The following is a 21,871-nucleotide window of genomic DNA, read 5'->3' as shown; positions in this document are numbered from 1 at the left end:
GTTTCACTCCGGCGGTCATTATCGCCATCCATGTTGCACCTGCGCTTGTCGAGTCTGGCGGCGTTTGGCAAGGTAGTGCGGTTGCCTGTCATTCAGTTTGAGACACAACACAACGGCCCCGTCACCTGTGGTGTTCGGGCCAACACATCGCTCGGGAATTACGCGGAATGCTGAAAACACTGTTGAGGGTCAAGCCGGTCGAACCGGCCGCACATGTCGATGCCGGGGAACCGGTCGAAGGCAGCCTGCAAGGCGAAGCCACACTCAAGCGCACCCTCACCGCCCGGCACCTGATCCTGCTGGGCATGGGCGCGGTGATCGGCGCCGGCATCTTTGTCGTCACCGGCCAGGCCGCGGCCAACCATGCCGGTCCGGCAATCATGCTGTCCTTCGTGCTGGCCGGGCTGGCCTGCGCCTTCGCCGGCCTGTGCTACGCCGAGTTCGCCGCGATGATCCCGGTGTCCGGCAGCGCCTATTCCTATTCCTACGCCACCCTGGGCGAAGGCATGGCCTGGTTCATCGGCTGGTGCCTGGTGCTGGAGTACCTGTTCGCCTCGGCCTCGGTGGCGGTGGGCTGGTCGGCGTACATGATCAGCTTCCTCACCACCACCTTGAACCTGCCTTTCCCCGATGCACTGACCGCGGCGCCCGTGGTCTGGGAAGACGGCCAGTTCATCGCCTCCGGCAAGCTGTTCAACCTGCCGGCGGTGCTGATCGTGGCGGCGATCGCCGGCCTGCTGTACGTGGGTGTCACCCAGTCCACCTTCGTCAACGCGATCATCGTGGCGATCAAGGTCACCGTGATCTGCCTGTTCGTCGGCTTCGGCGCGATGTACGTGGACCCGGCCAACTGGACCCCGTTCATTCCCGAAAACACCGGCACTTTCGGCGAGTTCGGCTGGACCGGCGTGTTCCGCGCCGCCTCGATCGTGTTCTTCGCCTACATCGGCTTCGACGCGGTCTCCACCGCCGCCGGCGAAACCCGTGATCCGCAGCGCAACATGCCGATCGGCCTGCTCGGCTCGCTGGCGGTGTGCACGGTGATCTACATCATCGTCTGCGCGGTGCTGACCGGCCTGTTGCCATACACCCAGCTGGGCACCGACAAGCCGGTGGTCACCGCGCTGGAAACCTACGCCAAGCTGACCTGGCTCAAGACCTGGGTCGAGATCGGCGCCATCGCCGGCCTGTCCTCGGTGATCCTGGTGATGATGATGGGCCAGACCCGCGTGGCCTACACCATCTCCCGCGACGGCCTGCTGCCGTCGATCTTCGGCAAGGTCCATGCGAAGTACCGCACCCCGCACCTGAGCACGGTGATCGTCGGCGTCATCGCTGCCGCGCTGGCCGGACTGGTGCCGCTGAGCGTGCTCGGCGAACTGGTGGCGATGGGCACCCTGCTGGCGTTCGCCACGGTGTGCATCGGCATTCTGGTGCTGCGCCGGACCAAACCGGATATGCCGCGCTCGTTCCGCGTGCCGGCGGTGTGGTTCATCGCTCCGGCCGGCGCGCTGATCTGCCTGGGCCTGTTCGCCATGGCCTTCGCCGCGCACTGGCTGGTGTTCGTGCTGTGGAACGTGCTGGGCGTGGCCATCTACCTGGGCTACGGCATGCGCCACAGCAAGCTCAACAAGCGCGCCTGATTTCCCACTGACGACCGGCGCGCTGTGCGCCGGCTTTCTTGCGCGGCCACCGCGCACCGACCAGCGAAGACCCGAACCATGTTCAAGCAACTGTGGGCCACCAAGCATCCGCACGCCGCACACAAGGAGGCCGAAGGCCTGAGCCTGCGCCGCACCCTGGGCCCGTGGGGTCTGACCGCACTGGGCATCGGCGCGGTGATCGGCGGCGGCATTTTCGTCATCACCGGTACCGCCGCGGCCAACCATGCCGGCCCGGCAATCATGCTGTCCTTCCTGCTGGCGGCCATCTGCTGCGCGTTCTGCGCCCTGGCCTACGCCGAGTTCGCCTCGATGGTGCCGGTCTCCGGCAGCGCCTACACCTATACCTACGCGACTTTCGGCGAGCTGTCGGCCTGGTTCATCGGCTGGATGCTGGTACTGGAATACGGCGTCTCCGCCTCAGCGGTGGCCGTCAGCTGGACCGGCTATTTCCTCAGCTTTCTCAGCCATTTCGACATCCACCTGCCGGCCGCGCTGGTCAACGCCCCGCTGGACGCGCAACTCAAGCCCACCGGTGCCATCGCCAACCTCCCGGCCGCCGTGCTGGTGCTGTTGCTGACCTGGCTGTGCTACGTCGGCATCCGCAAATCCTCGGCCATGAACATGGGCATGGTCATCCTCAAGACCGGCCTGATCCTGCTGGTGATCTTCGCCGGCTGGAAATACGTGGACACCTCCAACTGGACCCCGTTCATTCCCGCCAACGAGGGCCCGGGCAAGTATGGTTTCGAGGGCGTGCTGCGCGGCGCGGCGATGGTGTTCTTCGCCTACATCGGCTTCGAGGCCGTCTCGGTGGCCGCGCAGGAATCGCACCGGCCGCAGCGCGACATGCCCATCGGCATGCTGCTGTCGCTGGTGGTGTGCACCGTGCTGTACATAGCCATGGCCGCGGTGATGACCGGACTGGTGCCGTACACGCTGCTGGGCACCGCCGAGCCGGTGGTGACCGCAGTGGCCGCGCATCCGCAGCTGAGCTGGCTGCGCATCATCGTCGAGGTCGGCGCGCTGATCGGTTTGGCCTCGGTGGTGCTGGTGATGGTGATCGGCCAGCCGCGCATCTTCATGATCATGGGCCGCGACGGCCTGCTGCCGCCGGTGTTCACCCGGATCCACCCCAAGTACCGCACCCCGCACATCAACACCGTCATCACCGGTATCGGCATCGCCCTGCTGGCGGCGCTGTTCCCGCTGGACATCCTCGGCGAGCTGACCTCGATGGGCACACTGATCGCCTTCGCCGCGGTCTGCGCCGGCGTGCTGGTCCTGCGCCGCACCCAGCCGGACCTGCCGCGCCCGTTCCGTATCCCGATGGCATGGCTGGTATGCAGCCTGGGCGTGATCAGCTGCATCGCCCTGCTCACCGCCATGACCGCCCACAACTGGATGCTGATGGGCGTGTGGACCGCCGCCGGTTTCCTCATCTATTTCCTCTACGGCATCCGTCACAGCAAGCTCCACGCCGAGAACACCGGCAAGGGCGGCTGATCTGGTCACTGCCGTGCCATGGATACCGCCCGGGTGCGCCAGCGCCCGGGCTTTTTCATGGCGCCCATCCATGCGTGCCCCCTTCGGCGGCGTTGCCGCGAGAATGGCTGGCCTGCCGTTCCTGCATGACGCACAGCCGCTTGCCTGAGCCTGCGCACCCGCGCCGGAAAAACCCATACGTTCCATCCGGATAAAAGCATGGATTGCTCCGGCAGTTGCTAGAATGCCGGCCATGAACGCGCCTTCCGCCCCCTACGACACCCAGCGGCTGAGTGAACTGGCCCAGCTGCTGATCGACAACATCCGCGAACTGGCCCAGGCCGGCTGGACGCCCGCCACCAGCAGCAACTTCTCGCACCGGCTCGATGACCAGCACGCGGCCATCACCGTGTCCGGCAAGGACAAGGGCCGTCTGATCGAAAGCGACATCATGGTCGTGGACTTCGCCGGCAAGGCCGTCGGCCGGCCGCTGCGGCCCTCGGCCGAGACCCTGCTGCACACCCAGCTCTACGCCCGTTTCGCGGACGTGGGCTGCGTGCTGCATACCCACTCGCCGGTGCAGACCATCGCCTCGCGCCTGTTCGCCCCTCAAGGCCATATCCGTCTGGACGGCTACGAGCTGCTCAAGGCGCTGCACGGCAATTCCACCCACGAAACCACGGTCGACCTGAAGGTGTTCCCCAACACCCAGGACATGGACGTGCTGGCCGCGCAGGTGGAAGCCGAACTCGACAAGGGGCCGATGTGGGGCTACCTGATCGACGGCCACGGCCTGTATGCGTGGGGCCGCGATATGGCCGAAGCACGCCGCCATCTGGAAGCCTTCGAGTTCCTTCTGCACTGCGAACTGGAGCTGCGCAAACTGCGCGGCAACGCCTGATCTCTTCCGCACGGCACACCGCCGCACCGGCACGTGCCTGCTACGCTCCCCCTCCCCCCGTCGAGTCCATCGCCATGAGCCGACTGCGCATTTTCAACGACACCGCCCCGGACACCCCGCTGCTGGACAGCCGCGACGGCGCGGTCATCGCCGCCGAACTGGAAAAAATCGGTGTCACCTTCGAACGCTGGCAGGCCAAACACCCGGTCACCCCGGGCGCCAGCCAGGAGGAAGTGTTTGCCGCCTACCGCGAGGACATCGACCGTCTGGTCGCCGCGCACGGCTTCAAGAGCGTGGACGTGGCCTCGATCGCGCCGGACAACCCCAACCGCGCCGAGATCCGTGCCAAGTTCCTTGATGAGCACTACCACAAGGAAGACGAAGTGCGTTTCTTCGTCGCCGGCTCGGGCCTGTTCACCCTGCACGTGGGTGACAAGGTCTACGAGGTGGAGTGTGTCAAGGACGATCTGATCTCGGTTCCGGACGGCGTCACCCACTGGTTCGATATGGGCGAGGAGCCCAGCTTCGCCGCGATCCGCTTCTTCACCGAACCGGACGGCTGGGTCGGCCATTTCACCGGCACCGACATCGCCCAGCGCTTCCCGCGTTACGAACCCAGCGCCGCCTGATCCCGCGCGGCCACCGCCGCGTGGCCGCCGCCTCTGCCTTGAAGACTTTCCGCATGTCCCAGCCACGCGCCATCCTCACTGATATCGAGGGCACCACCTCGAGCATCTCCTTCGTCAAGGAAGTGCTGTTCCCCTACGCCCGCGCCGCCCTGCCCGGCTTCGTCCGCGAACACGGCCAGCAGCCGGATGTGCGTCGCTGGCTCGACGCGGTGGCCACCGAAATCGCCGCCGGCGCCTGCCAGGACGAAGTGATCGTCGAAACCCTGCAGGGCTGGATCGACCAGGACCGCAAGCACACCGCGCTCAAGGCGCTGCAGGGCATGATCTGGGAGGTCGGCTACCGCAACGGCGACTACACCGCGCATCTGTATCCGGAAGTGGCCGCGGTGCTGCGCGGCTGGCAGGCTGCCGGGCTGCCGCTGTACGTCTATTCCTCCGGCTCGGTGCCGGCACAGAAACTGTTCTTCGGCTTCTCCGATGCCGGCGACCTCAACGGCCTGTTCTCCGGCAATTTCGACACCGAGATCGGCGGCAAGCGCGAAACCGCCAGCTATGCCCGTATCGCCGAGGCGATCGGCATTGAACCGAAGGACATCCTGTTCCTGTCGGATATCGTCGAGGAACTGGACGCCGCCCGCGAGGCCGGTCTGCAGACCGTGCTGCTGGACCGCCTGTCCGACTACCCGATGCCGCGCACCGGCGACGCCACCCACGGCCACACCCGGGTCGAGAATTTCCAGCAGATCACGCTCTGAACCGGCTGTGATACGACGGGAAACGGCCCCTTCGGGCCGTTTCCCGGCAACAGAACCACCGAGTTTTGCCGAACAAGACGGCCCGCCAACCGGCACTGGCCCGCACCGATTCGATTCGATTCGATTCGTTGGCAACACTATCCCCGGCGGGCGCCACGCCGGCGCCGTGATGAAACCCTCTTCGCGGCGACCATGGCACCATCGCGGCCGGCACTTCCGGCAGGAACACGCAGATGGGTATCGCTTCACAGATCGGCCAGGCACTGGGCGCCGAATTCGCCATTCCGGACCTGGGCACGTTGACGGTCATCGTCTCGCGGCTGCTCACCGCCATCGTGCTCGGCGGCGCGCTCGGGCTGGAGCGTGAAAGCAAGGGCCGTGCGGCCGGGCTGAAGACCCATATCCTGGTCAGCCTGGGTTCGGCGCTGTTTGTGCTGGCGCCGCTGCAGGCCGGCGCTTCCACCGGCGATGTCACCCGGGTGATGCAGGGCATCGTCTCGGGCATCGGCTTTCTCGGCGCCGGCGCCATCCTCAAGCTGGACAAGGAAGAACGCGTTCAGGGCCTGACCACCGCCGCCGGCATCTGGATGACCGCCGCCATCGGCATGGCCGCCGGCATGGGCATGCAGATGGTGGCCGTGGCCACCACCGTGGCGGCGCTGGCGGTGGTCAGCACGATTCCGAAACTGATGCCCGACCGCATGGACCCGGACAACACCAGCGACAGCTGACGGCAGTCCCAGCGCCTGGCTTAGTGCGCGCGAGCCTGCGCCGCGCGCCGCAGCACCAGCACCTCGATCCGCGACGGCACGCCCAGCCGCGCACTGAAACCGTCCCACTGCCCCGCGCCGCTGCTGACGAACAGGCTCATGTCCTGCACCCGGTACTCGCCACGCACGTAGCCGTGGTTGAACGGTGCCACGACCCAGCGATCGAAGCCGGGCATGTGGCCGCCGTGGGTATGTCCGGAGATCTGCAGATCCACCGCGCCGGTTGCCGCCGCGGCGCGCGCCTGCTTGGGCTGGTGGGCCAACAGCACGTGCACATCACTGCCACGGGCCGCGGCCACCACCGCCGGCAGATCCGGCGCCAATCCACCGTGCATGTAGGGCGAGGCCCGCAGCGCGGCCAGATCCCCCACGCCCGACAGCGCCAGCGTCCGGCCATGGATGTCCAGCGTCGCGGTCTGGTTCTCCAGCACGCCCAGGCCCATCTGCCGGAAGTGCGCCATCCAGCGCGCATAGCCGTGGTAGTACTCGTGGTTGCCCGGCGCCAGCCACACGCCATAGGGCGCCTGCAGATCGGCCAGCGCGGTGACAAATGGCGCGGTGTCCTCCACTCCGCCATCGACCATGTCACCGGGCAGCACGATCAGGTCGGGCTTGACCGCCAGCGTCGCCGCCACGATGCGCTCGGTGCGCCAGCTGCGCTTGACCGGGCTGATATGCAGATCGGCCAGCACCGCCACCCGCAGCCCGTCCATCTCCACCGGCAGGTTCGGCACCACCAGTTCGCGCTCCTGCACCGCCGGCGGCTTCAATCCATTGCCGATGCCCAGTGTCGCCAGCAGCACGATCACCGCCGCCGCACCCTGGTTCAGCCCACGCCCATGCCACAGCGTGGCCAGCGCACCCTGGCGTGGGAACAGCCGCGTCAGCAGCCAGCCGGCCTCGCGCAGCAGCAGGAACACCAGCAGCAGGATGAACATCACCAGCACCCAGCCGAACACCAGCTGGATCCATGCCTCCACCGCGTAGGCGAACACATCCAGCCGCCACAGCATGGCAAACGCCAGCCCCAGCAGCGCCAGGGCCAGGCTGGGGCCGATATGCCAGCGCCGCTGGCGCTGGGACAGGAAGTGCACGGGCCACCACAGCCACAGCGCCATCAACGGCAGGATCAGGGAAACAATCAGGGTCATCATCGGTAACAGGGGCACGCATCCGGCAACGACCGGTACGCACCCTCACAGGGGAAGGGGAAACAGCGCAGCACTGTGCCATGGCGCGATGCCATCGGCGCCGGCGTGACTGGAACACTCCGTCGCCGCGCGTGCCGGTGCGCCACAAACGGCAAGGGCACCGCATTGGCGATGCCCTTGCCAGGTCACTCCACCGCAGATTACTTGGACTTTTCAGCAATCCACGTATTGATCTTCTCGTCCAGCACATCCAGCGGCACCGAGCCGTCCTTCAGCACTTCGGCATGGAACTGGCGGATGTCGAACTTGTCGCCCAGCTTCTGCTCGGCACGTTTGCGCAGCTCCTGGATCTTCAGTTCGCCGGTCTTGTAGGCCAGCGCCTGGCCCGGCCAGGCGATGTAGCGCTCGGCTTCGGCAATGGCGTCCGGCTCGCTGACCGAGGAGTTGGCGAACATGTAGTCCAGCACCTGCTGGCGGCTCCAGTTCTTCGAATGCAGGCCGGTATCGACCACCAGCCGCACCGCGCGCCACAGCTCGCCCTGCAGGCGGCCGAAGTAGCTGTACGGATCGGTATATACGCCCAGATCCTTGCCCAGGCTTTCGGCATACAGGCCCCAGCCCTCGATGAAGGCGGTCTCGCCGCCGAAGCGGCGGAACGCCGGCACGTCCTTCAGTTCCTGCTGCAACGCCAGCTGGAAGTGGTGGCCGGGAATGGCCTCGTGCAGGAACAGGTCCTCGGCGTCCCAGGTCTTGCGCGTGGGCAGGTCATAGGTATTGACGTAGAAGATGCCCGGACGGGTACCGTCCTCGCTCGGCGTCATGTACGACCCACCGGCCGCCGACTTGGCGCGGAACGCTTCCACCGGACGGATCTCGAAGCCGGCCTTGGGCGTGAGCGAGAACAGCTTGCCGACGTTGGCGTTGACCTTGGCTTCCAGCCCGCGGTAGTGCTCCAGCAGCGCCTGCTCGGACTTGAACTCGAACTGCTTGTCGTTCTGCATGAACTTGAAGAAGTCCTGCAGCGAGCCCTTGAAGCCCACCTGCGCCATCACCTGGTTGATCTCGGCATGGATGCGCGCCACTTCGGCCAGGCCGATGGCGTGGATCTGCTCCGGCGTCTGTGCGGTGGTGGTGCTCTCCTTGGCGTTGAAGGCGTACCACGCCTTGCCCTCGGGCAGTGCATCCAGGCCCACGGTGTCGCGGGTCGCCGGCAGGTACTCGTTGGCGATGAAGTCACGCTGCTTTTTGATCGCCGGCATCAGCTGATCGGCGATCAGCGTGCGGTAGGCCGCGGTCAGGCGGTCCTTGTCGGCCTGCGGGAAATCAGCCGGCATGGCCTTGATCGGCCCCCAGAACTGGCTGTCCTCGGGCTTGGCGGTGAGGATCTCGTCGAACTGCGGCACCACCTTTTCCATCAGCACGCGCGGCTGCACCACGCCGGCCTTCATGCCCTCGCGCATGTTGCCGATTTCGGTCTCCAGCACCAGCGGGATGCGGCCGGCACGCGCCAGCCAGTTGTCGTAGTCCTTCACCGTCTTGAACGGCTGTGCCACTTGGCCCGAACCCAGCATCACCGCATAGCTCACGGTCGAGCCCATCTGGTTGACCGGCATCATCCAGGTCGGGAACTTCTCCCCTTCCAGCGACTGCTTCTGCTCCTCGACGAAGATCCGGTAGCTGAGCAGGTCCTGCCCGGACAGCCCGGCATCGCCGAGCTTCTCCACCTTGCCCAGCCACTCGGTGCTGAAATCATGACTCTGCTGGCGGAACTCGGCCGAGGCGAAGTTCGGCAGCTGGTCGTTGTAGCGGTTGTCGCCCTGGAAGGTCGCCTGCAGCGGGTTCAGCTTGAGCACGCCTTCCCAGTAGTCGGCATACAGCTGGTTCAGCTGCGCGGCCTTGTCGGCCTGCGGCGCCTGGGTGGTGGCATCGCCAGCGGCCGGCGGCGAAGACGGCGAGCACGCCGTCAGCGCGGTGGCCAGCGACAGTGAGACGGCATACGCCAGAGGGCGGAAGTTCATCGGGGGTATCCATACGGTGGACAAGGTGGCCAGCGTCGATCCAGAACGCTCCGCAGGAAAGGGCCAAAGGTCACGGCGGGCCGGGCCGTCGCGGCCCGGGCGCTGAACCGTCATACTTCGCCCCCTCCGCGTTCCGGCCCTGGCGGCCGCCGCTCCTTCTTCTCCCGCCCGTCCGCCGCCCCTGGCTGCGCCGGCGTGGCCCATGCCGTTGCCGTATTCCTATGACTAACTCTCGCCGCCCCCTGGGCTTCTGGTCCGCCACCGCGCTGGTGGTCGGTAGCATGATCGGCTCGGGCACCTTCCTGCTGCCCGCCACCCTGGCCCCGTATGGCGCCGCCACCCTGATCGGCTGGGCCATCACCCTGTGCGGCGCGCTGCTGCTGGCCGTCACCTTCGCCCGGCTGGCCAAACGCTGGCCGCAGACCGGCGGCCCCTACGTGTTCGCCCGCAACGCCTTCGGCGAGCTGCCCGGCTTCATGGTGGCCTGGAGCTACTGGATCTCGATGTGGTGCGCCATCGCCGCCATCGCCGTGGCCTTCGCCGGCAGCGTCGGCGCCATCTTCCCCGCCCTGACCGCCACCCCGGTCCGGGCGGCAGCCTGCGGGCTGGTCGCGCTGTGGCTGTGCGCCGGGGTCAACCTGCTGGGCGTGCGCGAGGCCGGCCGCCTGCAGCTGCTGACCACCGTGCTGAAAGTGGTGCCGCTGCTGCTGTTCGGGCTTGTGGCGCTGTGGTTTGTCGACACCGGCCATTACGTGCCGTTCAACCCCAGCGGGCAGTCGCTGGGCGCCGTGGCCGGTGCCACCGTCGCCCTGACCCTGTGGGCGATGATCGGCCTGGAAGCGGCCACCGTGCCGGCCGACTCGGTCGATGACGCCCCGCGCACCGTAGCCCGAGCCACCGTGGCCGGCACCGCCATCGCCGGTATCGCCACCGTGCTGGCCTGCACCACCGTGATCGGCCTGCTGCCGGCCGATGTGCTGGCCCACTCCGGCGCGCCGATGGCCGATGCCGCCGCCGCGCTGTGGGGCCCGACCGCCGGCATGTTGCTGGCCGTGGTGATGGCCATCTCCTGCGTCGGTGCGCTCAACGGCTGGACCCTGCTCTCGGCCCAGCTGCCGATGGCCGCCGCCCGCGACGGCGTGCTGCCGCGCGCCTTCGCCCGCGAGAACCGCCGCGGCGCACCGGCCTTCGGCGTCATCATCAGCTGCCTGCTGGCCACCGTGCTGGTGATCTGCAACTACAACCGCTCGCTGGTGGACCTGTTCAAGTTCTCGGTGCTGCTGTCCACCGCCGCCACCCTGCTGCCCTATCTGGCCGGTTCGGCCGCCTGGCTGTGGCGCGGCACCGGCATCGCCTCGCGGATCGCCGCCGCCGGCGCGCTGGCCTTCAGCCTCTACGCCATCGTCGGCGTCGGCAGCGAGGCGCTGGCCTGGGGCGGCGTGCTGATCATCGCCGGCCTGCCGATCTATTACGGACTGCGCCGCAAGGGCTGAGCCCGATCCGCAACAGAAAACGGCACTGCATCTGCAGTGCCGTTTTTGTTTGTCCAGGCAACGCAATCGGGGTCAGTGGAAGTCGATCTTGATCAGCTTTTCCACCGTGTAGACGCTGGAATTGCTCGATTTGACCTTCAGGTCCACACCCACCTTGACCATCTTCTTGTCCAGCTTGGCAGCGGCATTGATCGCCTTGGCCAGCTTGCGTGCATCCACCGACTTCATCTGGTGGGAGAAGGTCTTGATCCGGTTGTCGCCGAAACGACCGTCGATGATGACCCGGTACTGCTTGTTGGCCGCGTACTTCTTCATCAGCCGGGCATGCCAGCGCCGCTGCAGCACGCGGTCGATGATCCGCGGCTTGGAGCCTTCGAACGTCACCACCAGATCCTGCTTCTCGCGCATCAGATCATCCGCGCTGACGTCGTAACCGGCCTTTCCGCCCACCCCGATCTTGGCCGGCCCTGCCCCGGCGGTCACGTTCACCCCGCCACCGACATGGCTGCCGGATGCGCCTTTTTCTTCGACATAGTCGGACAGGACGATCTTCTTCGCCCCCAGATCCTTCATCAGCCCGATAAGCCCCTCGTACATCGCCTCCTGGGCCACCTGGAAGTCGTCGGCCGAGAAGCGCTCCAGTGCCTGATCCAGGAACGGGTGCTCGATATAGACCTCACCCTCGCGATACACGCACTCGGAGCGCGGGAAATCGGCCAGGAACTCCGGCTTGGCGATGTACTTGAACAGGCCGTGATCCGGACTGCCACCCTGCATCGGCCGCGACACGTACAGCACCAGCGGCTCGTTGCCATCCACGATCTGCGAGAACTGCACCAGGAAAGCGACTTCCTCCTCCGCGACCTGGTTGTCGACCCGTACCAGCTCCGACAGCAGCGTCTCGGCCTGCTCCTTTTCTTCCTGGTCCAGCGCCTTGTACCAGCGCCCCAGCACCGCGAACAGGTTGGGCTCCTCCAGCGCGGTCGCCACCTTGCGCCAGGATTCCTCCGGCGAGCGCCGACGCAGCTCCTCCAGGTAACGGGCTTCCTCGTCACTGAGCTTGCCGTCGATCAGGAACACCGCCGAGGCCAGAAGCAGCGAAAAATCATCGAACCGGCCCCAGCGCGGCATCTCCACCGGCGCCACTCCCGGAATCACTGCCGGCAGCGTTTTGTCGTCCTTCTTGAACAGGTACGCGGCAGCCGCGGCCCCCAATACTCCAGTGCTTCCAGCCAGCCAGGGAATCAATGCCAACGGCAACATACAGCGCTCTCCATAGAACTGTTCAACCACACGACCGGTGGCGGACTCGATATAGACGGTCCACCACCGGAAACAGCCGCGCGCGGCAAGGGCACGGCAACACGTCGCCACAGCGTCCCGCCAGCCATACACGCGCGGACGAAACAGCTCCGTCAGGCTATCGGCACGACATCGCAAATATTGAGACCAACTGACGCGATGTGCTGCCACTTTCCCCTTGGGGACCGGACCGACGCCGTGACCACCATCGGCGGCAGCGAAGCGCTGCAGCGGGGGCGTGCTGATCCATCGCCGGCCTGCCGTTCTACTTCCGGCAACGGCGATGGGCTTTTGCAAAGCCCAAAAGACAACCCACCCAGATCACATCGACATTGTCTGTCCGGAAGACTGGCCCTGAGCTTGCGCTAGATGCCGATGTCGCTCCAGCACGGCTTCTCGACCAAGGGCTTCATTGGCGACCAACAATCTGGCATCCGACTCTTCCACCGGCGTCTGCATGGCCTGCAGCGCTGAAACACTTGCCCGAAGCTGCGCCGGATCATCCAGGTCTCCCTACCTGGCATCCAGCGCCCTGCCCGCCTGATTTCTGATCGTTCTTCCATTGCGCCCAAGATCAGCAATGGTCTGATCCGCGCGGGCTTGATCGAGCAAATCACCCGGTCGATTTGCGCGCGCCCAACCCTAGTACGCCTCGACAAGATCCCTAGGAACGTTTTCGCCACCAGCAAGGCCCGGCTGGTAGTGCTGTCCCAGGTCGGTCTGAATAGTGCCGATGGTGTAGCCGCTGTTGTCAGCAGGCTCGATAGCGGGTGTTCGGGGGTTGTCGCCGGCCACTACCAGCCGAAATGCTGAATATCCACTTTCGGATGTCACCCCTACCGCGAAGTAGAGAGTCGCGCGCAGCTCCTGATCCGTCAGGGCACTCATCGCTCATTCCCCGCGTCATCGCACCCGTCGTTATCCAATCGCACGGGCTCTCCGGGAGCATACGAATGCAGAGAAATATCCTGCCTGTAAGCCGTTCCGTACTTCACAAAGCGTTTCAACACGCCACCTTCGAGCTCGAAGTAATCCTCGTCGCCGCCAAACCGCGGGCATACCTCGTAGCCCTCTTCTCCGCCGGTGCTGCAGTAGCGCACGTAAAGACGGCCTCCACGGATCTGCCCCTCCAACTGGCCATCGCCACCGCGGATATCCGTGCCTGCGCTCCATTCCCCGGAAACGTGTCCGCCACGCTGATTGAGGGTCAGGTTTACATAGTGACCGGAGCCGCAGGTTTTCGCGTACGACCAATTACCCGCAAATATCCCCGGAGCAGAAGATTGCGCAGAAACATCGGTGGAACATGAAATCGTCAACAACAGCGCCGCCAGAACACGTGATCCACGTCCTGTGTAAACAGCCATAGTCATACTCCCTGACTTTGTCGGTTTTGCAGTTATCCCCCCTGCGCCCAGAAAATCAAGACGGGTGTGCCGCACGTCCAGTGGATCGCAGCCAGTTCCGACAACACAACGGCCAACAGCGGCTATCCTGGAAAACAGACGCAGGGCGCTTCCTCTACGCCATCGTCGGCGTCGGGAGCGAGGCGCTGGCTTGGGGCGGCGTGCTGGTCATCGCCGGCCTGCCGATCTACTTCTGGCTGCGCCGCAAGGGCTGAGCCGGGCGCGTGAAACAGAAAACGGCACTGCAGATGCAGTGCCGTTTTGGGTGACGCTGGCAACAGCGGCATCGCGGCCGCTGCTGTCATTGGATGTTCCGCGCCTGCTAGCGTTCCGGTTTGGCCACTACGCGCAGCTTGTCGGCATCGACCTGTTTGACGCCCTTGATGCCGCGTGCCACCGCAATGGCGCGATCCTTCTCGCTCTGGTGGTTCACCGTGCCGCTGAGCATCACCGTGCCGTTGACCGTTTCGACCGTGATCTCCAACCCCGGCACGTTTTCCGTCGCCAACAGGTCGGCCTTCACCTTGGTGGTGATCCAAGTATCACTGCCCGGCTGATGCGATTCCGCGTGGGTCTTGTCATGTTCCGTCGGCGGATTCTTGTCCTCGCCGGCAAAGGCGGTGCTGACGCCCAGCGGCAACAACGCCAACAACAGCCATCGACTCGTTTTCGCCCGGTTCATTGGATTCTCCTCGGATGGAGCAGGAACGCTCCGGGTGCAGCCTCGCACCGCCGGGGTTAATGCCGTGCCTTTGCCGAAGCCGTCGCGCTCATGCCCGCCTGACATTGATGTATGCGGATTCAGCAAACGGACCGGTCCCGCTTCGCTGCAGCTGCCGTTCCGCCATCGCCGTGCAACCGGGCCCGACGGCAGGCATCCACCGGCACGCCATGGGAAGAAAGCGCGGGGCGATCAGCACGTCCCCAGCCGCTGGAAATGCTCCACCTCGTCCAGCCAGACCCGCTGCACGCTTTTTCCGCCGGTATCCAGCGGCAGCACGCCGTTGGTGCCTTCATTGCCGCCTTCATCCAGGAATTGCAGTATCGACGGGCGCTCGACTACGGTCCCGGTCAGTGTCGCGCCCCCGCGCAGGTGCAGCTCCACCACCAGCTCCGCATCCAGCGCGGCCTGCAGATCCTTCAGGCGCTCGATGGTGGCCTGGTCGGTATGTACCCGGGGTGCAATCTTGCTCATAGCGGTTCTTTCATCCTGGCGGCCGAAGCCGCACCGATGCTCCGTGTGTTGATGGGAGGCCCACACTGGCCTGCGCGCGGGAAAACCGGGGTGAAGACGCCGGGCTGCGCGCCTGCACGCGCTGACCATCTAAAGTGGGGCCACCAACAGCAAGGGCCCCGAAGGGCCCTTGCTGTTGCAACACTCACACCTGTCGATTACCAGATGCGCACGCGGTCTTCCGGGGCGATGTACTGCTTGTCGCCGGCCTTCACGTTGAACGCGTCGTACCACGCATCGATGTTGCGCAGCGGGGCGAAGGCGCGGATGTGGCCCGGCGAGTGCGTGCCGTTGACCAGCTGCTGGCGCAGCGCGTCGTCGCGCCACAGCGTGCGCCATACCTGCGCCCAGCCCATGAAGAAGCGCTGCTCGCCGGTGAAGCCGTCAATCACCGGCGCCGGCTTGCCGTCCAGCGAGCGGCGGTAGGCTTCCAGCGCGATGGTCAGGCCCCCCAGATCGCCGATGTTCTCGCCCATCGCCACGCGGGCGTTGATCTTCATGCCCGGCAGCTGCGGGAACTCGAACGCCTCGTACTGCGCGCCAAGCTTGGCGGCCTGCGCCTCGAACTTGGCCGCGTCTTCGGCGGTCCACCAGTCACGCAGCACGCCGGCCCCGTCGGACTTGCGGCCCTGGTCGTCGAAACCGTGGATGATCTCGTGGCCGATCACGCCGCCGATGCCACCGTAGTTCACCGCCGGGTCGGCGGATGGATCGAAGAACGGCGGCTGCAGGATCGCGGCCGGGAACACGATCTCGTTCTTGACCGAGTTGTAGTAGGCGTTGACCGTCTGCGGGGTCATGCCCCACTCGTTCTTGTCGACCTTCTGGCCCAGGCGGGCGCGGCGGTAATCCCACTCGAAGGCACGGGCGCGCAGCGCGTTGCCGACGATGTCGCCGTTGCGCACTTCCAGCGCGCTGTAATCACGCCACTGTTCCGGATGGCCGATCTTCAGGCCGAAGCCCTTGAGCTTGGCGTGGGCCTCGGCCTTGGTGGCCGGGCTCATCCAGGCCAGCGTGTCCAGGCGCGCGCCCATGGCCAGCTTCACGTTGGAAACCAGCGCATCCATCTTGGCCTTGGCATCGGCCGGGAAGTACAGCTTGACGAAATCGCGGCCGATGGCCTCGCCCATGATGCCTTCGCTGTAGCTGACCGCGTTCTTCCAGCGCGGCTTGGGCTCCGGCTGGCCGGACAGGAACTTGGCGCGGAACTCGTACTCGGCATCGACGAAGTTCTTCGACAGCAGACCGGCCGCGTCATCGGTGGTGTGGAACGCCAGCCACGCCTTGAGCGTGTCCAGGTCGGTGGCCGCAAACACCTTGGCCAGCGCCGGAACGGCGGTGTTCTGGCGCAGCACCACGCTCTCGGCTTGGCCCACGCCGGCAGCGTCGAACAGCACATTCCAGTCCACCTGCGGCGCCTGCGCGGCCAGCTCGGCGCGGGTCAACCGGTTGTAGGTCTTGTCGCGGTCACGGCTCTCGGCGCGGGTCCAGTGGCCCTTGGCCACCTCGGTTTCCATCGCCATGATCTTGGCCGCCGCGTCAGCCGGCTTGTCCCAGCCGGCCAGGGTCAGCAGCTGCTCGATATAGGCCACATAGCGCGCGCGCTGCGGGGCGAACTTCTCGTCCAGATACATCTGGCGGTCGCCCAGGCCCAGGCCAGACTGGCCCATATACAGGGTGTAATGCTCCGGGTCGCGCTGGTCGTCGGAAACGCCAAGGCCGAACAGCGTGGCGCCGAAACCGGCATTGCTGCGGCCCATCAGTGCGGCGATGGCGGACTTGTCCTTGGCCGCGCGGATCTCGGCCAGCATCGGCTTCAGCGGTTCAGCGCCGGCCTTTTCGGCGGCAGCCTCGTCCAGGAAGCCACGGTACAGCGCGGCGATCTTGGCGCTGTCGCCATCGGTGGCCGGGTTGCCCAGCGCATAGCCTTCCAGCAGCTGGTGCACGCGCGCCTCGGACAGGTCGCGCAGCGCCAGGAACGCGCCAAAGCTGGACTTGTCCGACGGGATCGGGGTGTTCTTGGCCCAGTTGCCGTTGACGTAGGCGAAATAGTCATCGCCCGGCTTGGCACTGGTGTCCATGCCGGCCGTGTCGATGCCCCAGTTGCCCATGCGCGGCGCGGCGATGCTGGCGCCTGCGGTGGCACTGCCGGCCTCGGTGGCGGCAAACAGGGTCTGCACCGTGCATGCGTCATCCACGCACGCGTGGTTCTGGCCGGCGGACGCCGAACCGGCGATCCCCAGGGCCAGCAAGGTGGCGGTGGTCAACAGCGTCTTTTTCAACAGAACTCTCCTGGTAAAGGGTGGCGGAGCCGATTCCCCCGGCCCCTCGCGTGCGGGCAAGCATAGCCAGCTTTGTGCACAAGCCCATGTGCCGGAGGCCATGCTGCAGCGACACAAACCACGCCCCACGCTCCCTGCAGGAGCGACGCCGGGTGGCCTCGGGCCATGAGTCGCGACCGCCCGGCCCAACTCGCCTATGCAGCGGCACCGGGTGGCCTTGGACCATCAGTCACAACCTTCCGCCTGTCACAAGAACGGCAGCCCCGCTCCACCTTGATACATGTCACTTCGAGGGCGATGGCTGCTTGCTACGGTTGGGGGCACACCTGAACCGATGCCACGACCATGAAGATGCGCTTCCTCCATGTCCCTGCCACCGCCGTTGCGCTGGCCTTTGCCGTGACCGCCTGTACCGCCGGCAATGGTCACGCCCCGGCCGCCGACATCGCCCCTGGAGCAAGCACCGCAGCGCCCGCCAGCCCCAGCCACGACCATGCCGCCGCATCCGCCCCCGCCCCGGTACTGGCCGAAGGCCAGCGCTGGCAAACCGACGAGCCGCTGCGTACCGCCATGGGCCGCATCCATGCCGAGGTACTGAAAAACCTGCCTGCGTTCCATGACGCCCGGCTGCAGGCCGCCGACGCCGCCGCCCTCGCCGATGTGATCGACAGCAACGTCCAGTACATGTTCGCCCACTGCAAACTGGCCCCTGAGCCCGATGCCGCCCTGCATGTGCTGATCACCCACATGCTCACTGCCGGCGGGCAACTACGCGAGAACCCCGCCTCAGCCGAAGGCATGCCGAAATTGGTGGCTGCGGTCAACAAATACCAGGGGACTTTCGATCACAAAGGCATAACACCGCTGACCCTCGATTAAGGCAAAGCGCCGCCCCAGTATGAGCCGTAGGAACAGCACATGATCGTCACGCCCCTGTAGAAACAACGGATAACCCGTGGCCTGCTGGACCCGCGCCAGACGGCCTACGCCCCTGTAGGAGCGACGCCAGTCGCGACATTGCCTTCCCGCAAAGAAAGTGCCGCACATTGCTCAATGTTAGTCAGCTGTCTTTGAACTTGGAAAAAAAAGAGGCCTCGTTCGCGACAAACAATTTTCTTGATTTCAGGCAGAACGGCAGAACCCACAATCGAAGGTTCTCGTTCTTCGAAAATATGAAGACGGGTAGAGGTGCCGAGAACGCAGCTGTTCTCGGGTACACAAGGACAACATCGCCTTGGCCATCCAGATAGCTATTTCCATACGCCTGCAGTTGATAGAAATCTGCTTGTGATAGGCCGTACTTCTGTGTTCCCGTCGATTTAAGGCTGTCTATGAGCTTCCATTTAGTATCCAGCACCAAGGTGTCACAGCCCTCTTCATGCACAAGGAGGTCCGGCTTCAAACGGAACCAGCTGCGCTCTTGATGGCTTACCAAGTGATGGCTGCGAACCTGCGTCTTTAGGGTAAGTGGCCGTTTCAACTGTCGAGCCAAATGCTTTGCGACAAACGCCTCGAAGACCGCTTCCATGGGGAATAGCAAAGAGGGTGCTCGCTGCTTTCCCGTTCCGGTCAGCGGCGAGTCTTCTTCGAGAATAAGGCGGGCCCAAGCTAGGGCGCCAGCGTAGTACCCCATTCCCCTGTCAATACGTACGCGCTGAAAGTCGACTCTGGGTTGTGTTGATATGGGTACACCAGCAAATACGAACTGCAGTTCACGATTCAGCTGCTGATTAGCCTGCGATGTCGACAGCATCAAGACCTTGCGCAAAGCCGTGTGTAACAGCCGGTTCTCCGGCCGATCCGTCGAAAACTCATCATGCTCGGTAAAGAATCGGTCAGCACGGCACAGATTTTTCCGTAAATGTGGCGCTATCAGCAGCTTGCCCCGCAAGGCGAATAGGTTGTCTTGCCGGCTTAAGTAGTCGCCGCGCAACCCGCTTTTGACGATTCGCTCGACATCACGCAGAAACTCGGTGATGAAGACCTCCAGCAGCGGCATACGCGCTGCAGAAATTCTGGCACTGTCGGTTTGAATATGACGGAAGCTTTGCAAGCAGCAGAGCATCTCAATCAGTAGCTGACGCGTCTCGTTGACGCCGCCACCTATCGCCTTACCTACTTTTGGCAACACTTCTATCTGAAACCCATCCACCGTCCGAATGACGCCGACGAAGCTGGTCACTTGTACGACACGGCGCCCTTTACGTTGAGTCAGCCGCAACCAAGCCGTCCCCTCCACTTCAGAGGATCGAAGGCACTGATTTTCAAGCCAGGCGTAGACCTTGGGTGGGACTTGATGCAGGCCATCGGTGCCCGCCCCCACTGTACCTGAGGCGGTAAGCGCATCAAATTCATAGATGGTGATGCCATTCAATGCCATTCCTGTGCTCAAACAGATAGCGTCTGGTAGATGCCGATATAAGCGTTCGGATTGGAGAACGAAGCAACCTGCACGAAACAGCGACGCTTGGTGACATAGCTGTCCAGACCATGCTCGTTCCCGAAAAGGCGGGCCAGATCACCTTCTCCATCCTCACTTTCCCGTACGAACTGCGAAACCTCGGGCTTCTGGTTGTCGGCAAGAACGAGGCGGATTTTCTGCCAATCCTCCAGGAAGTACTCTTCCAGCAACGGAAGTAATCGGGTGCTGAAAATCTGCTGCAGGGCGATCAGCCTTTCGTCACCATCGGGCACTTTGGCCAACGAAGTAAAGTACGCGTGCCCTATGCAATGGTCGCGATCGTATAGCGCCTCGACACGCTGATTGATGGCATCAAGCATGCGGGGGACGTCGATCACCTGTTCGCCCGCGCTAACACGCAGGCCCGCAAGCGGCGCGCCTTGAACATCGCGTACATCAGGCATCACCGGCACGAACTCGAAACGACGGCGCAGTGCGGTATCCAGCAGTGCAAGAGATCGGTCCGCAGTGTTCATCGTTCCGATGATGTCGACATTTGGCGGTACGGAGAAGCTCTCTCCTGAGTAGGGTAACGTCACCGATATCGCATTCTCTTCACCCTCGCGCTTATCCGGCTCGATCAATGTGATCAACTCGCCGAATATTTTGCTGATGTTGCCTCGATTGATCTCGTCGATAACCATCGCAAAGCGCTGGTCCGGCGCTGATCGGGCGCGGCGACATAGATCTTTGAAAACGCCCGAGCGAATTTCGTATTGGATCTCAGCAGCCTCCGCTTCACCACTAAGCACCGGACGCAGACCTTCAACAAAATCTTCGTACCCGTAAGACTGGTGAAACGTAACGAAACTGTAGCGTTGAACAGTGCCTACTGCAGGGGCACCTGCCTGGTAAGCCTCTACTTTTTCGAAGATGTCAGCACACGACTCTTCCCAATCTCCGGCGAACTGCCAGATCGAGTCCGAGGACTTATCGAACACTGCGGGTGAAAGCCGAAGCTTAGCCTTGACCGTACTGGATTCTTCAATGGTGTGGTGCTGTAGCGTGCCCCACAAGGTTTGCGTGATGTTCCGGTTTCGACCTTTCGCTAGCGCTATGGCGCGAACGAACGGATGCTCATAGAGCCTCGCAACCTTCGCCTTCCCGCCTAACGCGAAGAGCGCGGCCGCCACACCTTCCCACCAAGTCAGGTTTGCAATCTGCGTGGTAATCAGTTGCTCACGCCACTCGGCGTCAGACACCGAAGTCATCGCCTGCTCGTACTCTCGCTTGAGCAGCTTTGACAGCTCGTAGGTTTTCCCTGTCCCAGGGGGGCCGTAGTAGATGCGATTGACGGGCTGCCGCGTTTCCTCTGTATCGTTGGCCTCTTCGTCGATCTCGTCGTCCTCCAAGTACTCATCCGGATCAAGAGGGTCGTCTCGCAACTGGTCAGGCCAGAGACCTGGCCGCGCGGTTTCGAGGGCTGGCCACTCGGCCAACGATTCACGTCCATTTGAGAGGACCGACTCAATCTTCGCAACCAAGTCGTCTGTCAGAAGTTGGCGTTTGAACTTATTGATCGATCCTATCGAACGGGTCCATGAGAGCTTTCGGGCTCGAGTCCCACGAAGGAGACCAAATACCGCTGTCGCACGCTCATTACCAGGGTTCTTGCGCCCGAAGCGCACTTGAATATCCTTACCCATGTGCCACCAATCCAGCCCCGCAGCGTGTACCGCTCTCGCTAATCTGCAAAACAGCGCCTGATCCTGCAAGGACCACGAAGCGCGGAAGGTCTGGAACGCCGGCTTGCCGTCAAAGTGTTTGAGTAGATCCTCGTCGCTGAGCACCTTGCCCAGGTTCAGCTTCGTAACCACCTCGTCGTAGCGCAACTTGAAGGCCCCGATCGCCTCGACGCTCCACGCCGCCAGCTGGTCCAGCGACTTTTCAAGCCCATCAGCGGCTGGCAACTTGGCCATGAAAGGGGGCGCGTTGTTATCAGCCCCACGTAGCGTCGAGTACTCGCGTCGCGTGGCGTCAGATTCATCGAGCCCCACGGTATCGATCTTGACGACAAACCCGTCGTCGGCGTCGATGCCGACGGTGTAGGCCAAGACCTTGGGCGCTTCGGACGATGGATAGATCTTGGCCCAGTTATAGCTCGCGAAGTTATTGCCCTGATTGGTCGGGCGCTTGCGGATCTCGACGTATCCCATCGGGTACAACGCATCCTGGACCTTGCCGGCCCACGCCTCGGTGACCTCGTAGGCCTTCTTCAATTCCTCGTAGGCGCGGTTCTGCTCGGGGTTGGATTCGTCGCGCTTTTGCCCCTTCCACTTGTTCAGCAGTTTGAAGTGGTCACTGGTGAAATAGTCCGCCATGT

At 64.1% G+C, this 21,871-nt stretch carries 19 protein-coding genes; 9 read left to right on the top strand and 10 right to left on the bottom strand.

Going from position 1 to position 21,871, the window contains the following annotated elements; genetic code table 11:
• Window positions 1-167: 167 nt before the first annotated feature.
• From ACVOMH_RS07845 to ACVOMH_RS07820, 6 genes are all read left to right on the top strand, one after another.
• Window positions 168-1,643 carry an amino acid permease gene (locus tag ACVOMH_RS07845; protein WP_481523567.1) on the top strand — a complete coding sequence of 492 codons (1,476 nt, stop codon included), beginning with the start codon at window positions 168-170 and terminating at the stop codon, window positions 1,641-1,643.
• A gap of 78 nt (window positions 1,644-1,721) precedes the next feature.
• Window positions 1,722-3,167 (top strand): amino acid permease, encoded by a 1,446-nt coding sequence (locus ACVOMH_RS07840; protein WP_054658303.1) that lies wholly within the window; start codon window positions 1,722-1,724, stop codon window positions 3,165-3,167.
• Window positions 3,168-3,399: 232 nt separating this feature from the next.
• Complete coding sequence (locus tag ACVOMH_RS07835; protein WP_481551566.1) at window positions 3,400-4,047, top strand: methylthioribulose 1-phosphate dehydratase; 648 nt, start codon at window positions 3,400-3,402, stop codon at window positions 4,045-4,047.
• Window positions 4,048-4,121: 74 nt separating this feature from the next.
• The gene (locus tag ACVOMH_RS07830) at window positions 4,122-4,676 is read left to right on the top strand and encodes a 1,2-dihydroxy-3-keto-5-methylthiopentene dioxygenase (protein ID WP_481551565.1); all 555 of its coding nucleotides are present in this window, start codon (window positions 4,122-4,124) and stop codon (window positions 4,674-4,676) included.
• A 53-nt stretch (window positions 4,677-4,729) separates the two neighbouring features.
• On the top strand, window positions 4,730-5,431 hold the full coding sequence (gene mtnC, locus ACVOMH_RS07825; protein WP_481551564.1) for an acireductone synthase: 702 nt from the start codon (window positions 4,730-4,732) through the stop codon (window positions 5,429-5,431).
• 233 nt (window positions 5,432-5,664) lie between these two features.
• Window positions 5,665-6,162, top strand: coding sequence for an MgtC/SapB family protein (locus tag ACVOMH_RS07820; protein ID WP_481523563.1), 498 nt, complete (start codon window positions 5,665-5,667; stop codon window positions 6,160-6,162).
• Window positions 6,163-6,182: 20 nt separating this feature from the next.
• On the opposite strand, the gene ACVOMH_RS07815 is transcribed toward ACVOMH_RS07820, so the two are convergent.
• Window positions 6,183-7,352 (bottom strand): metallophosphoesterase, encoded by a 1,170-nt coding sequence (locus ACVOMH_RS07815; RefSeq protein WP_481551563.1) that lies wholly within the window; start codon window positions 7,350-7,352, stop codon window positions 6,183-6,185.
• A gap of 200 nt (window positions 7,353-7,552) precedes the next feature.
• Entirely contained in the window at window positions 7,553-9,379 is a 1,827-nt protein-coding gene (locus ACVOMH_RS07810) for a DUF885 domain-containing protein (RefSeq protein ID WP_481551587.1), read from the bottom strand.
• A gap of 212 nt (window positions 9,380-9,591) precedes the next feature.
• On the opposite strand from ACVOMH_RS07810, the gene ACVOMH_RS07805 reads away from it, so the two are divergent.
• A complete protein-coding gene (locus ACVOMH_RS07805; RefSeq protein WP_481551562.1) occupies window positions 9,592-10,863 on the top strand; it encodes an amino acid permease in 1,272 nt (423 codons plus the stop codon).
• A gap of 72 nt (window positions 10,864-10,935) precedes the next feature.
• On the opposite strand, the gene ACVOMH_RS07800 is transcribed toward ACVOMH_RS07805, so the two are convergent.
• The 3 genes from ACVOMH_RS07800 to ACVOMH_RS07790 form a co-directional block, all read right to left on the bottom strand.
• Window positions 10,936-12,126 carry a tellurite resistance TerB family protein gene (locus ACVOMH_RS07800; protein ID WP_481551561.1) on the bottom strand — a complete coding sequence of 397 codons (1,191 nt, stop codon included), beginning with the start codon at window positions 12,124-12,126 and terminating at the stop codon, window positions 10,936-10,938.
• A 681-nt stretch (window positions 12,127-12,807) separates the two neighbouring features.
• Window positions 12,808-13,053 (bottom strand): hypothetical protein, encoded by a 246-nt coding sequence (locus ACVOMH_RS07795; RefSeq protein ID WP_481551560.1) that lies wholly within the window; start codon window positions 13,051-13,053, stop codon window positions 12,808-12,810.
• Window positions 13,050-13,532, bottom strand: a complete 483-nt coding sequence (locus ACVOMH_RS07790) for a hypothetical protein (protein ID WP_481551559.1) — start codon at window positions 13,530-13,532, stop codon at window positions 13,050-13,052. Before ACVOMH_RS07790 ends, ACVOMH_RS07795 begins: the two co-directional genes overlap by 4 nt.
• Before the next feature lie 80 nt (window positions 13,533-13,612).
• Here ACVOMH_RS07790 and ACVOMH_RS07785 point away from each other — a divergent pair, with 80 nt between their 5' ends.
• A complete protein-coding gene (locus ACVOMH_RS07785) occupies window positions 13,613-13,786 on the top strand; it encodes a hypothetical protein (protein ID WP_481551558.1) in 174 nt (57 codons plus the stop codon).
• Between the two features lie 107 nt (window positions 13,787-13,893).
• On the opposite strand, the gene ACVOMH_RS07780 is transcribed toward ACVOMH_RS07785, so the two are convergent.
• The 3 genes from ACVOMH_RS07780 to ACVOMH_RS07770 form a co-directional block, all read right to left on the bottom strand.
• Window positions 13,894-14,253 carry a BON domain-containing protein gene (locus ACVOMH_RS07780; RefSeq protein WP_054658361.1) on the bottom strand — a complete coding sequence of 120 codons (360 nt, stop codon included), beginning with the start codon at window positions 14,251-14,253 and terminating at the stop codon, window positions 13,894-13,896.
• 231 nt (window positions 14,254-14,484) lie between these two features.
• A complete protein-coding gene (locus ACVOMH_RS07775) occupies window positions 14,485-14,766 on the bottom strand; it encodes a DUF3247 family protein (RefSeq protein WP_054658359.1) in 282 nt (93 codons plus the stop codon).
• Between the two features lie 197 nt (window positions 14,767-14,963).
• Window positions 14,964-17,087 carry a M13 family metallopeptidase gene (locus ACVOMH_RS07770; RefSeq protein WP_481551557.1) on the bottom strand — a complete coding sequence of 708 codons (2,124 nt, stop codon included), beginning with the start codon at window positions 17,085-17,087 and terminating at the stop codon, window positions 14,964-14,966.
• Between the two features lie 345 nt (window positions 17,088-17,432).
• On the opposite strand from ACVOMH_RS07770, the gene ACVOMH_RS07765 reads away from it, so the two are divergent.
• Entirely contained in the window at window positions 17,433-17,966 is a 534-nt protein-coding gene (locus ACVOMH_RS07765; RefSeq protein WP_481551556.1) for a hypothetical protein, read from the top strand.
• Window positions 17,967-18,147: 181 nt separating this feature from the next.
• Here ACVOMH_RS07765 and ACVOMH_RS07760 read toward each other — a convergent pair whose 3' ends face one another.
• The gene (locus ACVOMH_RS07760) at window positions 18,148-19,461 is read right to left on the bottom strand and encodes an McrC family protein (protein ID WP_481551555.1); all 1,314 of its coding nucleotides are present in this window, start codon (window positions 19,459-19,461) and stop codon (window positions 18,148-18,150) included.
• A gap of 14 nt (window positions 19,462-19,475) precedes the next feature.
• Window positions 19,476-21,869, bottom strand: coding sequence for an McrB family protein (locus tag ACVOMH_RS07755; RefSeq protein WP_481551554.1), 2,394 nt, complete (start codon window positions 21,867-21,869; stop codon window positions 19,476-19,478).
• Between the last annotated feature and the right edge of the window lie 2 nt (window positions 21,870-21,871).

This window comes from Stenotrophomonas sp. STEN013 (genome assembly GCF_056760355.1).
This window is presented reverse-complemented; position numbering and strand designations above follow the sequence as displayed.

Bases quoted from the DNA above. Each gene is read 5' to 3' on its own strand.
- ACVOMH_RS07800 (WP_481551561.1), bottom strand. From the start codon at position 12,126: ATGTTGCCGTTGGCATTGATTCCCTGGCTGGCTGGAAGCACTGGAGTA.
- ACVOMH_RS07795 (WP_481551560.1), bottom strand. From the start codon at position 13,053: ATGAGTGCCCTGACGGATCAGGAGCTGCGCGCGACTCTCTACTTCGCG.
- ACVOMH_RS07805 (WP_481551562.1), top strand. From the start codon at position 9,592: ATGACTAACTCTCGCCGCCCCCTGGGCTTCTGGTCCGCCACCGCGCTG.
- ACVOMH_RS07755 (WP_481551554.1), bottom strand. From the start codon at position 21,869: ATGGCGGACTATTTCACCAGTGACCACTTCAAACTGCTGAACAAGTGG.
- ACVOMH_RS07790 (WP_481551559.1), bottom strand. From the start codon at position 13,532: ATGGCTGTTTACACAGGACGTGGATCACGTGTTCTGGCGGCGCTGTTG.
- ACVOMH_RS07835 (WP_481551566.1), top strand. From the start codon at position 3,400: ATGAACGCGCCTTCCGCCCCCTACGACACCCAGCGGCTGAGTGAACTG.
- mtnC (WP_481551564.1), top strand. From the start codon at position 4,730: ATGTCCCAGCCACGCGCCATCCTCACTGATATCGAGGGCACCACCTCG.
- ACVOMH_RS07775 (WP_054658359.1), bottom strand. From the start codon at position 14,766: ATGAGCAAGATTGCACCCCGGGTACATACCGACCAGGCCACCATCGAG.
- ACVOMH_RS07820 (WP_481523563.1), top strand. From the start codon at position 5,665: ATGGGTATCGCTTCACAGATCGGCCAGGCACTGGGCGCCGAATTCGCC.
- ACVOMH_RS07815 (WP_481551563.1), bottom strand. From the start codon at position 7,352: ATGACCCTGATTGTTTCCCTGATCCTGCCGTTGATGGCGCTGTGGCTG.
- ACVOMH_RS07780 (WP_054658361.1), bottom strand. From the start codon at position 14,253: ATGAACCGGGCGAAAACGAGTCGATGGCTGTTGTTGGCGTTGTTGCCG.
- ACVOMH_RS07830 (WP_481551565.1), top strand. From the start codon at position 4,122: ATGAGCCGACTGCGCATTTTCAACGACACCGCCCCGGACACCCCGCTG.
- ACVOMH_RS07765 (WP_481551556.1), top strand. From the start codon at position 17,433: ATGAAGATGCGCTTCCTCCATGTCCCTGCCACCGCCGTTGCGCTGGCC.
- ACVOMH_RS07845 (WP_481523567.1), top strand. From the start codon at position 168: ATGCTGAAAACACTGTTGAGGGTCAAGCCGGTCGAACCGGCCGCACAT.
- ACVOMH_RS07840 (WP_054658303.1), top strand. From the start codon at position 1,722: ATGTTCAAGCAACTGTGGGCCACCAAGCATCCGCACGCCGCACACAAG.